14 protein-coding genes are annotated in these 14,778 nt (G+C 58.3%); 11 read left to right on the top strand and 3 right to left on the bottom strand.

Features of this window, described 5'->3' with window-relative positions; all coding sequences use genetic code 11:
• Nucleotide 1: 1 nt before the first annotated feature.
• The 3 genes from ssuC to KVG95_RS19075 are packed head-to-tail and all read left to right on the top strand — an operon-like array spanning nucleotide 2 to nucleotide 1,837.
• A complete protein-coding gene (gene ssuC / locus KVG95_RS19085; RefSeq protein WP_217857525.1) occupies nucleotides 2–784 on the top strand; it encodes an aliphatic sulfonate ABC transporter permease SsuC in 783 nt (260 codons plus the stop codon).
• On the top strand, nucleotides 781–1,587 hold the full coding sequence (gene ssuB / locus KVG95_RS19080; RefSeq protein ID WP_217857524.1) for an aliphatic sulfonates ABC transporter ATP-binding protein: 807 nt from the start codon (nucleotides 781–783) through the stop codon (nucleotides 1,585–1,587). Before ssuC ends, ssuB begins: the two co-directional genes overlap by 4 nt.
• A 34-nt stretch (nucleotides 1,588–1,621) precedes the next feature.
• Nucleotides 1,622–1,837, top strand: coding sequence for a TOBE domain-containing protein (locus KVG95_RS19075; RefSeq protein ID WP_003229256.1), 216 nt, complete (start codon nucleotides 1,622–1,624; stop codon nucleotides 1,835–1,837).
• A gap of 203 nt (nucleotides 1,838–2,040) precedes the next feature.
• Here the strand turns inward: KVG95_RS19075 and KVG95_RS19070 are convergent, their stop codons facing one another.
• Entirely contained in the window at nucleotides 2,041–2,679 is a 639-nt protein-coding gene (locus tag KVG95_RS19070) for a TetR/AcrR family transcriptional regulator (RefSeq protein WP_217857523.1), read from the bottom strand.
• Nucleotides 2,680–2,920: 241 nt separating this feature from the next.
• Complete coding sequence (locus KVG95_RS19065; protein WP_007897683.1) at nucleotides 2,921–4,297, bottom strand: glutamine synthetase family protein; 1,377 nt, start codon at nucleotides 4,295–4,297, stop codon at nucleotides 2,921–2,923.
• 278 nt (nucleotides 4,298–4,575) lie between these two features.
• Between KVG95_RS19065 and KVG95_RS19060 the strand changes: the two genes are divergently transcribed.
• From KVG95_RS19060 to KVG95_RS19025, 8 genes are all read left to right on the top strand, one after another.
• Entirely contained in the window at nucleotides 4,576–5,352 is a 777-nt protein-coding gene (locus tag KVG95_RS19060; protein ID WP_217857522.1) for a gamma-glutamyl-gamma-aminobutyrate hydrolase family protein, read from the top strand.
• A gap of 37 nt (nucleotides 5,353–5,389) precedes the next feature.
• Complete coding sequence (locus KVG95_RS19055; RefSeq protein ID WP_217857521.1) at nucleotides 5,390–6,748, top strand: glutamine synthetase family protein; 1,359 nt, start codon at nucleotides 5,390–5,392, stop codon at nucleotides 6,746–6,748.
• Nucleotides 6,749–6,806: 58 nt separating this feature from the next.
• A complete protein-coding gene (locus KVG95_RS19050) occupies nucleotides 6,807–8,171 on the top strand; it encodes an aspartate aminotransferase family protein (RefSeq protein WP_217857520.1) in 1,365 nt (454 codons plus the stop codon).
• 182 nt (nucleotides 8,172–8,353) lie between these two features.
• On the top strand, nucleotides 8,354–9,451 hold the full coding sequence (locus KVG95_RS19045) for a polyamine ABC transporter substrate-binding protein (RefSeq protein WP_217857542.1): 1,098 nt from the start codon (nucleotides 8,354–8,356) through the stop codon (nucleotides 9,449–9,451).
• A gap of 187 nt (nucleotides 9,452–9,638) precedes the next feature.
• Nucleotides 9,639–10,736: a polyamine ABC transporter substrate-binding protein gene (locus KVG95_RS19040; protein ID WP_050682232.1), complete on the top strand. Its 1,098-nt coding sequence runs from the start codon at nucleotides 9,639–9,641 to the stop codon at nucleotides 10,734–10,736.
• Between the two features lie 61 nt (nucleotides 10,737–10,797).
• Nucleotides 10,798–11,940 carry an ABC transporter ATP-binding protein gene (locus KVG95_RS19035; protein WP_123720303.1) on the top strand — a complete coding sequence of 381 codons (1,143 nt, stop codon included), beginning with the start codon at nucleotides 10,798–10,800 and terminating at the stop codon, nucleotides 11,938–11,940.
• Between the two features lie 35 nt (nucleotides 11,941–11,975).
• Nucleotides 11,976–12,857 (top strand): ABC transporter permease subunit, encoded by an 882-nt coding sequence (locus KVG95_RS19030; RefSeq protein ID WP_177318856.1) that lies wholly within the window; start codon nucleotides 11,976–11,978, stop codon nucleotides 12,855–12,857.
• Nucleotides 12,854–13,744 carry an ABC transporter permease subunit gene (locus tag KVG95_RS19025; protein WP_007897694.1) on the top strand — a complete coding sequence of 297 codons (891 nt, stop codon included), beginning with the start codon at nucleotides 12,854–12,856 and terminating at the stop codon, nucleotides 13,742–13,744. The genes KVG95_RS19030 and KVG95_RS19025 overlap by 4 nt, the downstream gene beginning before the upstream one ends.
• Before the next feature lie 141 nt (nucleotides 13,745–13,885).
• Here KVG95_RS19025 and KVG95_RS19020 read toward each other — a convergent pair whose 3' ends face one another.
• Nucleotides 13,886–14,527, bottom strand: a complete 642-nt coding sequence (locus KVG95_RS19020) for an HD domain-containing protein (protein WP_217857519.1) — start codon at nucleotides 14,525–14,527, stop codon at nucleotides 13,886–13,888.
• Nucleotides 14,528–14,778 lie beyond the last annotated feature (251 nt).

The following is a 14,778-nucleotide window of genomic DNA, read 5'->3' as shown; positions in this document are numbered from 1 at the left end:
CATGAAGAAAATCATCCACAACCTCGCGCCTTGGGCATTGCCGGTCTTGTTGCTGGCGGTATGGCAGTTGTCGGTGTCGGCGGGCTGGTTGTCGACGCGGATTCTGCCGGCGCCGATCGCGGTGATCGAGGCCGGTGTGAGCCTTGTCAGCAGCGGTGAAATCTGGACCCACCTGGCCATCAGCGGCTGGCGTGCGGCGCTCGGTTTCGCCATTGGTGGCGCCATTGGTCTGACCTTGGGCTTCATCACCGGCTTGTCGAAATGGGGCGAACGCCTGCTCGACAGTTCGGTGCAGATGGTCCGTAACGTACCGCATCTGGCACTGATTCCACTGGTGATCCTGTGGTTCGGTATCGACGAGTCGGCGAAGATTTTTCTGGTGGCGTTGGGCACGTTGTTCCCGATCTACCTCAACACGTATCACGGTATCCGCAACGTCGATCCGGCGCTGGTGGAAATGTCCCGCAGTTATGGCCTGTCCGGCTTCGGCCTGTTTCGTCAGGTGATCCTGCCGGGTGCACTGCCATCGATTCTGGTCGGTGTGCGTTTTGCCTTGGGCTTCATGTGGCTGACATTGATCGTCGCGGAAACCATTTCCGCGAGCTCGGGCATCGGCTATCTGGCGATGAATGCCCGGGAGTTCTTGCAGACCGACGTGGTGGTACTGGCGATTCTTTTGTACGCAGTGCTCGGCAAGCTGGCCGACCTTGCGGCGCGTGGGCTTGAACGTGTGTGGCTGCGCTGGCATCCGGCTTATCAGGTTGCCAAGGGAGGTGCCGCATGACGGCTCAACAACCTCCACGCTTGCTGCGCGGGATTCCGCTGGTGGTGCGCAGGCTGCAAAAAACCTTTGGTTCACGGCAAGTGCTGCGGGACATCGATCTGCACATTCCGGCCGGGCAGTTTGTGGCGGTAGTCGGGCGTAGCGGCTGCGGTAAAAGTACCTTGCTGCGCTTGCTCGCCGGTCTCGACAAGCCCACGGGGGGTGAGCTGCTTGCAGGCTCTGCGCCACTCAGTGATGCGCGGGAAGACACCCGACTGATGTTCCAGGAAGCACGTCTGCTGCCGTGGAAAAAGATCATCGACAACGTCGGTCTCGGGCTCAAGGGCAACTGGCGGCCGCAAGCACTGGAAGCGCTGGAAGCGGTCGGCCTGGCGGATCGCGCCAACGAGTGGCCGGCAGCGTTGTCCGGCGGGCAAAAGCAGCGTGTGGCCCTGGCTCGCGCGTTGATCCATCAACCACGCTTGCTGTTGCTCGACGAACCGCTGGGCGCATTGGATGCCCTGACTCGAATCGAAATGCAGCAACTGATCGAACGGCTCTGGCAACAGCATGGTTTCACCGTGTTGCTGGTGACCCACGACGTCAGTGAAGCGGTGGCGATTGCCGATCGGGTGATCCTGATTGAAGAGGGTGAAGTCGGCCTCGACCTGCATGTGGAACTGCCGCGCCCTCGGGTCCGTGGCTCCCATCGGCTGGCGGCTCTGGAAACCGAAGTGCTCAACCGCGTGCTGTCCCTGCCTGGCCAACCGCCGGAACCGGAACCTGTTTCACCACTGCCTACGCAATTGCGTTGGGCTCAATAACTTAAAGATTCATCCAACGACAGGAATCAACATCATGACTATCAAAGCCATCAACGTTCGTAACCAGTTCAAAGGCTCGATCAAGGAAATCGTGCTGGGTGACGTGCTGTCGGAAATCGACGTGCAGACCGCCTCCGGCATCGTCACTTCGGTGATTACCACCCGTTCGGTGAAAGAGCTGGAACTGGTGGTCGGCAGTGAAGTGATCGCGTTTGTAAAATCCACCGAGGTGTCGATCGCCAAGTTGTAAGCGTGTGTGCAAACAACAACCCCGACGGGTGTGAGCCCTTCGGGGTTTTTTATGCGCGTGATTCAGTGAGTTCGGCGGTACGGCCTTCGCGAGCAAGCCCGCTCCCACATTTGATCTTCAGTGGACACAGATTCTCTGTACGACAGAAATCCACTGTGGGAGCGGGCTTGCTCGCGAAGGGGCCAGTGAAGCCTGCGAGGATATCAGGCTGTAATAGCGCGCTTGGGCAGGTAGGGTGGCAAATACAACCCAAGATAAGCATCAAACACCCGCATCCCTTCTTCAGCCATGCGCGGCGTGATCTGCCCATGCTGTTGCACCGAGCGTGCATACACCCGATCCCCCAGCTCCATGGCCAGCGCAAACACATCGACATCACTTGGCAGGGTCGGCAGTTCGAAGTGGTGGTCGAACAACTTGTGCATCAGGTCGCCGAGTTCGATGTCGTGCTGGCGGTCAGCCTGGGTGACTTCGGTCAGGCCATGCTGGGCGAGGATCAATTGGCGGGCGGCGGCGTCTTCGTCGTAGATGGCGAGCATGCGTTGTTCCACCAGTCGCGACAAATCGCGCCAGCCGTTGAGGGCATGGTGGTCGATAGGCGCTTGGAGACAGGCGCGGAACGCGGCGTGGATGTCGGCGGTCAGGGCTTCAAGCAGGGCCGGGACGCTGGCGAAAAAATGGTAGACGGAGGAGGGCGGGATCTCCGCGCGTTCGGCGACGCTGTAGATCGACAGGCTGGCCACGCCCTCGGCGGCCAGCAGCGTGCGGGCGGCATCGAGTATCGAATCGATCCGGGCCTGACTGCGGGCGCGGGGTTTGCGTGGGGTGGCGGTGCGCGTCATTGAAGTCTCCTGCAGGGCAGCGGGCATTGTACGAGCAGGCATCTATGTTGTCTGCCAGGACGCCATCGCGAGCAGGCTCGCTCCCACATTTGATTTGTGTTGAATGCGAATTTTGTGTTCACAGAAAATCCCTGTGGGAGCGAGCCTGCTCGCGATGAATCCAACCCGGTTCCACTGAAAAAAACCATAAAAAAACGCCGCAGGCTTCAATAGCCGGCGGCGTTGTTTTTACTGCAACCGCTTACACGGTATGCAGGTACCAGTTGTACTCGAGGTCGGAGATGGAGTGTTCGAACTCCTCCAGCTCGCTCTCTTTACAGGCCACGAAGATATCGATGTATTTCGGATCGATGTACTTGGCCATGACTTCGCTGTCATCCAGCTCACGCAATGCATCACGCAAATTGTTTGGCAGGCTTTGCTCGTTTTGCTCGTAGGAGTTGCCTTCCACGGGCGCGCCCGGCTCGATCTTGTTGGTCAGGCCGTGGTGCACGCCCGCCAAAACCGAAGCCATCAACAGATACGGGTTGGCGTCGGCGCCGGCGACACGATGCTCGATGCGCACGGCATCGGAGGAACCGGTCGGTACGCGGATGGCCACGGTGCGGTTGTCCAGGCCCCAGCACGGCGAATTCGGCACGTAGAACTGTGCGCCGAAACGACGGTAGGAGTTGACGTTCGGGCAGAGGAAAGCCATCTGCGCCGGCAGGGTCTCGAGCACACCGCCGATCGCGTGACGCAGTGCGGCGTTCTGCTCGGGATCCTCGCTGGCAAAAATGTTTTTGCCATCTTTATCAAGAATCGAGATGTGGACGTGCAGACCGTTACCTGCCTGGCCCGGATAAGGCTTGGCCATGAAGGTGGTGTCCATCTCATGGTCGTAGGCGATGTTTTTGATCAGACGCTTGAGCAGGACCGCATAGTCGCAGGCCTTGATCGGGTCAGCCACGTGGTGCAAGTTCACTTCGAACTGTGCCGGGGCACTTTCCTTGACGATCGCGTCGGCAGGGATGCCTTGCTCTTTCGCACCTTCCAGAATGTCCTGGAGGCAGTCGACGTATTCGTCGAGGTCGTCGATCAGGTAGACCTGTGTCGAATGCGGGCGTTTGCCGGAGATCGGCGAGCGTGGCGGTTGTGGGCGACCGTTCACGTTCTCCTGGTCGATCAGGTAGAACTCCAGTTCGAACGCGGCGCAGATGGTCAGGCCCATCTCGTCGAACTTGGCTACGACTTGTCGCAGGACTTCGCGCGGGTCGGCGAAGAAAGGATCACCTTCGAGTTCGTGCATGGTCATTAACAGTTGCGCGGTCGGGCGCTTCTGCCAGGGCTCATTGCACAGGGTGTCGGGGATTGGATAACAGATTCGGTCAGCATCGCCGATGTCCAGGCCCAGGCCGGTGCTTTCCACCGTCGAGCCATTGATATCCAGAGCAAATAGAGAGGCCGGCAGGTTGATGCCTTTCTCGTAAACCTTGTGGAGGCTGGTGCGTTCAATGCGCTTGCCGCGCACCACACCATTCATATCCGCAATCAGAAGGTCAACGTACAGAACCTCAGGATGTTCCTTAAGGAACGCGTTCGCTTCGTTAAGCTGAACGGCACGCGGGGGTACCGACATGATGCAACACCTTTGTTGTTAAAAATATCAATCATTGATCTCTTCGGATTCCAGTCAACCCGAACGGCATGCCGAAGTCAAGCAAGGCCTTTTTTGCCCTAAAAAAGCACTCGCGAGGCTTTTTTGAGGCACTTTGGGGCGTTTTTTTGCCTTCGGCCGTCTTGGCTCCCGCGAGCTTGAGCGGGCCGTGTTGTATTTTTTACGGGGGTGTTGTGTAAAAAAATGAACAAGGCTAAGCTCGATTTAAACCCATAACAGCAATAATACCGGGGTGCTTCATGTCTCGCCTGCCGTTAATCGGCGTCACCGGCTGCTCAAAGCAGATCGGTCTGCATGCTTATCACATCAGTGGCGACAAATACGTACGCGCCGTGGCATCAGCTGCCAAGGGCCTGCCGTTGATTCTTCCATCCCTGGCGGATCTACTGACATCGTCCGATATTCTGGACGCTCTGGACGGCATTCTCTTTACAGGCTCTCCATCTAATATAGAACCGTTTCACTATAACGGCCCGGCCAGTGCGCCAGGTACTGCTCATGATTCTGCACGCGATGCCACCACTCTCCCGCTGATCCGCGCCGCTGTCGAGGCCGGTGTTCCCGTGCTCGGCATTTGCCGCGGCTTCCAGGAAATGAATGTGGCGTTCGGCGGCAGTCTGCATCAGAAGGTTCACGAGGCCGGTCCATACATGGATCACCGTGAAGACGACAGCCTGCCGCTGGAAGGGCAGTACGCGCCAAGTCACCCGGTGCACGTCCAACCGGGCGGTGTATTGGCCAGGCTCGGCCTGGCGAGCGAGATTCAAGTCAATTCGATTCATGGTCAGGGTATAGAGCGTCTGGCGCCGAGTCTTCGTGTGGAAGCCGTGGCGCCTGACGGGTTGATCGAAGCCATCTCTGTTATCGAAGGCAAGGCTTTTGCTTTAGGTGTGCAATGGCATCCCGAATGGCAGGTAAGCTTGAATCCTGACTACCTTGCGATTTTCCAGGCATTTGGCGATGCCTGCCGCAAGCACGCACTACAACGCGACGCCGATGCGTCAAACAACGCCTGACTTATAAGAGTCAGGAAACTCAGCCTAAGAGGCATTTATGAGTAACAACCTCGACCAGCTCACCGATTGGTTGAAAGACCACAAGATCACAGAAGTCGAATGCATGATTGGCGACCTGACGGGCATCACCCGGGGCAAGATCTCGCCGACCAACAAGTTCATTGCCGAAAAAGGCATGCGCCTGCCCGAAAGCGTTCTGTTGCAGACCGTGACCGGCGACTACGTCGAAGACGACATCTATTACGAACTGCTCGACCCGGCCGACATCGACATGATCTGCCGCCCCGACCAGAACGCGGTGTTTCTGGTGCCTTGGGCCATCGAGCCCACTGCGCAGGTGATCCACGACACCTACGACAAGCAGGGCAATCCGATCGAGCTGTCGCCGCGCAATGTGCTCAAGAAGGTACTGAAACTCTACGCCGACCACGGCTGGCAGCCGATCGTGGCGCCGGAAATGGAGTTCTACCTCACCAAGCGCAGCGATGACCCGGATTACCCGCTGCAACCGCCGATTGGCCGCTCTGGTCGTCCGGAAACCGGTCGCCAATCCTTCTCGATTGAAGCGGCGAACGAATTCGATCCGTTGTTCGAAGACGTCTACGACTGGTGCGAACTGCAAGAGCTGGACCTCGACACGCTGATCCACGAGGACGGGACCGCGCAGATGGAGATCAACTTCCGTCATGGCGATGCCCTATCCCTGGCCGACCAGATTCTGGTGTTCAAACGCACCATGCGTGAGGCCGCGCTCAAGCACAACGTAGCGGCGACCTTCATGGCCAAGCCTATGACCGGCGAGCCGGGTAGCGCCATGCACTTGCACCAGAGCATCATCAGCATCGAGACCGGCAAAAACGTTTTCTCCAATGAAGACGGGACCATGAGTCAGCTGTTCCTCAATCACATCGGCGGCCTGCAGAAATTCATTCCTGAGCTGTTGCCGTTGTTCGCCCCCAACGTCAACTCGTTCCGCCGCTTCCTGCCGGATACCTCGGCACCAGTGAACGTGGAGTGGGGCGAAGAAAACCGCACCGTGGGCCTGCGGGTTCCGGATGCCGGGCCGCAGAACCGTCGGGTGGAAAACCGTCTGCCGGGTGCCGATGCCAACCCTTACCTGGCCATCGCCGCCAGCCTGTTGTGCGGCCTTATCGGCATGGTCGAAGGGCATAACCCGAGTGCTCCGGTCGTGGGTCGTGGTTATGAGCGGCGCAACCTGCGCCTGCCACTGACCATTGAAGACGCCCTGGATCGCATGGAAAACAGCAAGACCATCGAAAAGTACCTGGGTAAGAAGTTCATCACGGGTTACATCGCGGTCAAGCGGGCCGAGCATGAAAACTTCAAGCGCGTAATCAGTTCGTGGGAGCGGGAGTTCCTGCTTTTCGCCGTCTGATGCGCCGGGCGCCGCTGCGCTTGGCGGCGCCCTCCACTCGAATCCAAGGAGAATTCGCATGACCAGCAACAACCCGCAAACCCGTGAATGGCAAGCCCTGAGCAGCGATCACCACCTGGCCCCGTTCAGCGACTTCAAGCAGCTGAAAGAGAAAGGCCCGCGGATCATCACCAGCGCCAAGGGCGTGTACCTCTGGGACAGCGAAGGCAACAAGATCCTCGACGGCATGGCCGGCCTGTGGTGTGTGGCGATCGGCTACGGTCGCGATGAACTGGCCGATGCCGCCAGCAAGCAGATGCGCGAACTGCCTTATTACAACCTGTTCTTCCAGACGGCTCACCCGCCGGTGCTGGAGCTGGCCAAGGTCATTGCCGACGTTGCGCCTGAAGGCATGAATCACGTGTTCTTCACCGGTTCCGGTTCCGAAGGCAACGACACCATGCTGCGGATGGTTCGCCACTACTGGGCGATCAAAGGCCAGCCGAAGAAGAAAGTCATCATCAGTCGCAAGAACGGCTATCACGGTTCCACCGTGGCCGGCGCGAGCCTGGGTGGCATGACATACATGCACGAACAGGGCGACTTGCCGATCCCGGGCATTGTCCACATTGCCCAGCCGTACTGGTTCGGCGAAGGCGGCGATATGACGCCGAACGAGTTCGGTATCTGGGCGGCCAATCAGCTGGAAGAGAAGATTCTGGAAGTCGGCGTCGACAACGTCGGTGCCTTTATTGCCGAGCCGATCCAGGGCGCCGGCGGCGTGATCATTCCGCCAGACAGCTACTGGCCGCGCATCAAGGAAATCCTCGCCAAATACGACATTCTGTTCGTGGCCGACGAAGTGATCTGCGGTTTCGGCCGTACCGGTGAGTGGTTCGGAACCGATTTCTACGACCTCAAACCCCACATGATGACCATCGCCAAAGGCCTGACCTCCGGTTACATCCCGATGGGTGGCCTGATCGTGCATGACGATGTGGTCGAGGTGCTCAACGAAGGGGGTGATTTCAACCACGGTTTCACTTATTCCGGGCACCCGGTGGCCGCTGCGGTGGCGCTGGAAAACATTCGTATCCTGCGCGACGAAAAAATTGTCGAGCGCGTGCGTACAGAAACGGCACCTTATTTGCAAAAGCGTCTACGGGAACTGAGCGATCACCCGTTGGTGGGGGAAGTGCGTGGGGTCGGTCTGTTGGGGGCCATCGAACTGGTTCAGGACAAAGCCACCCGCAAACGTTACGAAGGCCGTGGCGTCGGCATGATCTGCCGCACGTTCTGCTTCGAAAACGGCCTGATCATGCGTGCCGTCGGCGACACCATGATCATTGCTCCGCCACTGGTGATTACACCGGCTGAAATCGATGAGTTGGTAACAAAAGCACGCAAGTGCCTGGACCTGACCCTGAGTGCGTTACAGGGCTAAGTGCTAGGCTCTGAGCGAGGTGCGAAGTGTGCACTTCGCTCAGTGCAAACAAAGGATGGGTCTTTCCTTGAAAGCCTGCCTTGGATCTTGCCAGACTACCGGTTGTTCGGATGCCCAGTAACAGGCCGCTGAGCACGTGGTTAAAAAGAAAAATTGGAGCATTACCCATGAAGGCATTAGGTATGAAGATAGCTGGCAAGACCCTCCTCGCCATGTCCCTGATGGGCGTGATGGCGGGTGCCGTTCAGGCTGACGACAAGGTGCTGCACGTGTACAACTGGTCCGATTACATCGCACCGGATACCGTCAAGAAGTTCGAAGCCGAGTCGGGTATCAAAGTCGTCTACGACGTGTTCGACAGTAACGAAACCCTTGAAGCCAAGTTGCTGGCAGGCAAGTCCGGCTACGACATCGTCGTGCCGTCGAACAACTTCCTGGCCAAGCAAATCAAGGCGGGCGTTTACCAGAAGCTGGACAAGTCCAAGCTGCCTAACTGGAAGAACCTGAACACGGACCTGCTCAAAGCGGTATCGGTGAGCGACCCGGGTAACGAACACGCGTTCCCTTACATGTGGGGTTCGATCGGTATCGGTTTCAACGCCGAGAAGGTCAAGGCTGCACTGGGGGCCGATGCGCCAACCAACTCCTGGGACTTGCTGTTCAAACCTGAAAACGCTGCCAAGTTGAAGTCGTGCGGTATCAGCTTCCTCGATTCGCCAACCGAGATGATTCCGGTGGCGTTGCATTACCTGGGCTATCCAACCGACAGCCAGGACAAGAAACAACTGGCTGAAGCCGAAGCGCTGTTCCTGAAGATTCGTCCTTCGGTGGGCTACTTCCACTCGTCCAAGTACATCTCCGATCTGGCCAACGGCAACATCTGCGTCGCCGTGGGTTACTCGGGTGACATCTACCAGGCCAAGGCTCGCGCCGCTGAAGCCGGTGACAAGGTGAAAGTCAGCTACAACATTCCGAAAGAAGGTGCCGGCAGCTTCTACGACATGGTCGCCATCCCTAAAGATGCCGAAAACGTCGAAGGCGCCTACAAGTTCATGACCTTCCTGCAGAAGCCGGAAATCATGGCTGAAATCACCAACGCGGTACGTTTCCCGAACGGTAACGCGGCGTCTACTGCATTGGTCGATAAAGAAATCACCAGCGATCCTGGCATCTACCCGCCAGCGGAAGTACTGGCCAAGCTGTACGCGATTGCCGACTTGCCGGCCGCGACCCAGCGGATCCTGACTCGCAGCTGGACCAAGATCAAATCCGGTAAATAAGCCGATTTGAGGCAACTACCTGTTGCCGTCGTCGCGCGACGGCGGCAACAGGAATAATTAAATGACAGAAAGTTTTGCTGGAACGGTTTTTCGAGGGTAAGTTGCGCGCCGGTTTTGTTGCCAGGCAGCCATGGCTGTCATGTAACGCGGGGCAACTTGGGCCCAACTAATTTTAGAGGACCTCCACTTGCCTATTTTTTCTTTGTTGCGCAATGCCCTGCTGGTCGGCGCCGGGCTGACACTTGCTGTCAGTGTTCAGGCCGCTGGCACGGTGCATATTTATAACTGGTCGGACTACATCGGTGAAACCACCCTGGCCGACTTCCAGAAAGAAACCGGTATCAAGCCGGTGTATGACGTATTTGATTCCAACGAAACCCTGGAAGGCAAGTTGCTGGCCGGGCGTACCGGTTATGACGTGGTTGTGCCGTCCAACCACTTCCTTGGCAAGCAGATCAAGGCCGGGGCTTTTCAGAAGCTCGACAAATCGAAGCTGACTAACTATTCCAACCTCGACCCGGTGCTGCTCAAGCGCCTGGAGCAGAACGATCCGGGCAATCAGTACGCCGTGCCGTATCTGTGGGGCACTAACGGCATCGGTTACAACGTCGACAAGGTCAAGGCAGTGCTGGGCCTCGACAAGATCGATTCGTGGGATGTGGTGTTCGAGCCGCAGAACATCAAGAAGCTGCACAGCTGTGGCGTGGCGTTCCTCGACTCCGCCGATGAAATGATGCCCACGGTCCTCAACTACATGGGCCTGAACGCCAACAGCACCAACCCTGAAGACTACAAAAAGGCTGAAGCCAAGTTGCTGGCAGTGCGGCCTTACGTGACGTATTTCCACTCATCCAAATACATCGCAGACCTGGCCAACGGTGACATCTGTGTGGCGATCGGTTTCTCCGGCGATATGTTCCAGGCCAAGGCCCGCGCGGCTGAAGCCGGCAAAGGCATGAACATCGCCTACTCGATTCCGAAAGAGGGCGGCGCGCTCTGGTTCGACATGCTGGCGATCCCCAAGGATGCCGCCAACGCCAAAGAGGCCCATGCCTTCATCAACTATTTGCTGAAACCCGAGGTGATTGCCAAGGTCAGCGATTCCGTAGGCTATGCCAACCCGAACCCCGGGTCGGACAAACTGATGGAACAGTCCATACGCACCGACGCATCGGTATATCCACCGCAAGCGGTCCTCGACAAGACATACGTATCCATCGAGTTGCCACCGAACATTCAACGTTTGATGACGCGCAGCTGGACCAAGGTCAAGTCGGGCAAATAGCTTCAAACTATCCAGGTTCGCCACGTTGAGCGAACTGCAAATTCTGTTGGGAGTTTCGTAAATGGCAGTTGCCTCCGGCGCCTATAAGAAAGCCCTCGAGGGCGACCAGACACCTAAACAGGTGCTGGTCAAAATCGACCGGGTCACCAAAAAGTTCGACGAGACGATTGCCGTGGACGACGTGTCCCTGGAAATCAAGAAAGGCGAAATCTTCGCCTTGCTCGGCGGCTCGGGTTCGGGCAAATCCACCTTGCTGCGGATGCTGGCAGGTTTCGAACGGCCCACGGAGGGGCGCATTTACCTCGACGGCGTAGACATCACTGACATGCCGCCGTACGAGCGACCGATCAATATGATGTTCCAGTCCTATGCCTTGTTCCCACACATGACCGTGGCGCAGAACATCGCCTTCGGCCTCAAGCAGGACAAGCTTCCCGCCGCTGAAGTCGATGCACGCGTGGCCGACATGCTCAAGCTGGTGCAGATGAGCCAGTACGCCAAGCGCAAACCCCATCAGTTGTCCGGCGGTCAGCGTCAGCGTGTGGCGCTGGCGCGTTCGTTGGCCAAACGGCCGAAGCTGTTGCTGCTCGACGAACCGATGGGCGCGCTGGACAAGAAACTGCGTTCGCAAATGCAGCTGGAACTGGTCGAGATCATCGAGCGGGTCGGCGTGACCTGCGTGATGGTGACCCACGACCAGGAAGAGGCCATGACCATGGCCGAGCGCATCGCGATCATGCACCTGGGCTGGATCGCCCAGATCGGCAGCCCGATCGACATCTACGAAACCCCGACCAGCCGTCTGGTCTGCGAATTCATCGGCAACGTCAACATCTTCGAAGGCGAAGTGGTGGACGACGCCGAAGGCCATGCGCTCATCACCTGCAAGGATCTGGACCGCAGCATCTACGTGGGTCACGGCATCAGCACCTCGGTGCAGGACAAGTCCGTCACCTACGCGATCCGTCCGGAAAAACTGCTGGTGACAGCCGACATGCCGACCTGCGAATACAACTGGTCGAGCGGCAAGGTGCATGACATCGCCTACCTCGGCGGCCACTCGGTGTTCTACGTCGAATTGCCGAGCGGCAAACTGGTGCAGTCCTTCGTCGCCAACGCCGAGCGCCGCGGCCAGCGGCCAACCTGGGGTGACCAGGTTTACGTGTACTGGGAAGACGACAGCGGCGTGGTACTTCGCTCATGAACCTGCGCAAACTCAAACGCCGGCTCAATCGAATAATTCCCGGTGGCCGTCAGCTGGTCATCGGGGTTCCGTTCATCTGGCTGTTTCTGTTCTTCATGTTGCCGTTCTTCATCGTTCTGAAGATCAGCTTCGCCGAAGCCGACGTGGCCATTCCGCCGTACACCGAGATCTACAGCTTCATCGACCAGAAGCTCCAGGTGCTGCTTAACCTGAGCAACTACGCGATGCTCGGCGATGACGAGTTGTACATCGCCGCTTACCTCGGCTCATTGAAGATGGCGCTGATCAGCACCGTCCTCTGTTTGCTGATCGGCTACCCGATGGCCTACGCCATTGCCAGCGCCCGCAAAGAGCTGCAAACGGTGCTGGTGCTGCTGATCATGATGCCGACCTGGACCGCAATCCTGATCCGCGTTTACGCGTGGATGGGCATTCTCAGCAACAACGGTCTGCTCAATGGTTTTCTGATGAGCATGGGCTGGATCGACGAGCCGCTGCAGATCCTCAACACCAACCTCGCGGTCTACATCGGGGTCGTTTACTCCTATCTGCCGTTCATGATCCTGCCGCTCTACGCCAACCTGGTCAAACACGACACCAGCCTGCTGGAAGCCGCGTCGGACCTTGGTTCGAGCACCTTCAACAGTTTCTGGAAGATCACCGTGCCGCTGTCGAAAAACGGCATCATCGCCGGTTGCATGCTGGTGTTCATCCCGGTGGTGGGTGAGTTCGTGATCCCGGAACTGCTCGGCGGTCCGGAAACCCTGATGATCGGTAAAGTGCTCTGGCAAGAGTTCTTCAACAACCGTGACTGGCCGGTGGCATCAGCGCTGGCGGTGGTGATGCTGGCGATCCTGATTGTGCCGATCATCCTATTCAACCGTAGTCAGGCCAAAGAAATGGAGGGCAAGGAATGAAGCGCTTCCGTTTCTCAAGTTTCATGCTGGTAGCGGGTTTGCTGTTCATCTACGCGCCGATGCTGATCCTGGTGATCTACTCGTTCAACGCCTCGAAACTGGTGACGGTGTGGGGCGGCTGGTCGATCAAGTGGTACGTGGGGTTGATGGACAACACCCAACTGATGGGCTCGGTGGTGCGTTCGCTGGAAATCGCCTGCTACACGGCGATTGCAGCGGTGGCACTGGGGACGCTGGCGGCCTTCGTGCTGACGCGTATCACCCACTTCAAGGGCCGCACGCTGTTCGGTGGTCTGGTCACCGCACCGTTGGTGATGCCGGAAGTGATCACCGGTCTGTCGCTGTTGCTGCTGTTCGTGGCCATGGCGCAGATGATCGGTTGGCCACAGGAGCGCGGCATCGTCACCATCTGGATCGCCCACACCACGTTCTGTGCGGCATATGTGGCGGTGGTGGTGTCGGCGCGCTTGCGTGAGCTGGACCTGTCCATCGAAGAGGCGGCCATGGACCTGGGGGCGCGGCCGTGGAAGGTGTTCTTTCTGATCACCATTCCGATGATCGCGCCGTCGCTGGCGGCGGGCGGCATGATGTCGTTTGCCTTGTCGCTGGATGACCTGGTGCTGGCGAGCTTCGTGTCCGGTCCGGGTTCCACGACCCTGCCGATGGAAGTGTTCTCGGCGGTGCGCCTGGGTGTGAAGCCTGAGATCAACGCAGTGGCCAGCCTGATTCTGCTGGCGGTGTCGCTGGTGACGTTCCTGGTCTGGTACTTCAGCCGTCGTGCCGAAGAGATTCGCAAGCGTGCGATCCAGCAGGCCATCGAAGAAGGCGCCGCCGATTCCTGGAAACAACCGGACGTGCGCCGGGCGCAGGCGCCGGAAGCGGCTTGAGCCTGATGCCGGGTTGACCACGCATGTGTGGCCAACCCAAATCCACTGTGGGAGCGGGCTTGCTCGCGAAGACGGACTGACATTCAACATCCATGTTGACTGACCCACCGCTTTCGCGAGCAAGCCCGCTCCCACAGTGGTTTATGCCACCCAAGGTGATTTGCGGATGATCTCGACGAAGTTCATCGGCTTGAAGCCCGGCTCGCTGTCCACCAGTACATCCGCGTTCACGGTGCCAAACGTGCTGTCCGGCTTATGTTTGAAGCCATTGGCGAACGCACACAGAATGCACTCCTTGAACCCTTCACCCCGTGGATGCGCATGCACCACTGCTTCACGCTGCACGGTGGAAAACGCCGCGTAGTCGATGCCCAGCACATCCATCTCGACGCCGGCCGTCACCAGCGCCACATTGGGACGCAGGTGTTGCGGCACGCCCGGTGTGGTGTGCAGGGCAATCGACAACCACACCTGTTCGATATCGTCGCCAGACAACCCGTAGGGTTTGAGGAACGCTTTGGCTGCGTTGGCACTGTCGACTTCGAATCGCTCATCATCGCTGCGGTGACCTTCCACCAGACCCAAGTCATGGAACATCGCGCCGACGTACAGCAGCTCCGGATCATAAGCCAACTGCTTGCGCTCACCGCTCAAGGCGCCGAACAGAAACACCCGGCGTGAGTGGTGGAACAGCAGGTCGGACTCGACGTCGCGAATGTATTCAGTGGTGGCCCTGGCCAACGCGCTGTCGGGGATTTTGATACCGGCGATGATGCTGCTCATGGTGCTGTCCTCATGGGGAACGCCGTGGCGGCGCTGATGGGGTCAGTCTGTTCGCGCAGCCGAAACCGGACAATCGATCCATGGCTGCGATCCCGGCCAATGAACCTGCATATCGCGCCAACCTCGCTTGTTGGGCTTGGATTGGCTAGGGTTGAGGGTGATCAGCCAGAAAAGATCGCAGCCTTCGGCAGCTCTACAGGGGTGCGCAATCCCATGTAGGAGCTGCCGAAGGCTGCGATTTTTTCAATGTG

It is taken from the genome of Pseudomonas farris, from assembly GCF_019145235.1.
GTDB lineage: Bacteria > Pseudomonadota > Gammaproteobacteria > Pseudomonadales > Pseudomonadaceae > Aquipseudomonas > Aquipseudomonas farris.
The sequence above is the reverse complement of the archived record's forward strand: the minus strand, read 5'-3'. Positions and strand labels throughout refer to the sequence as shown.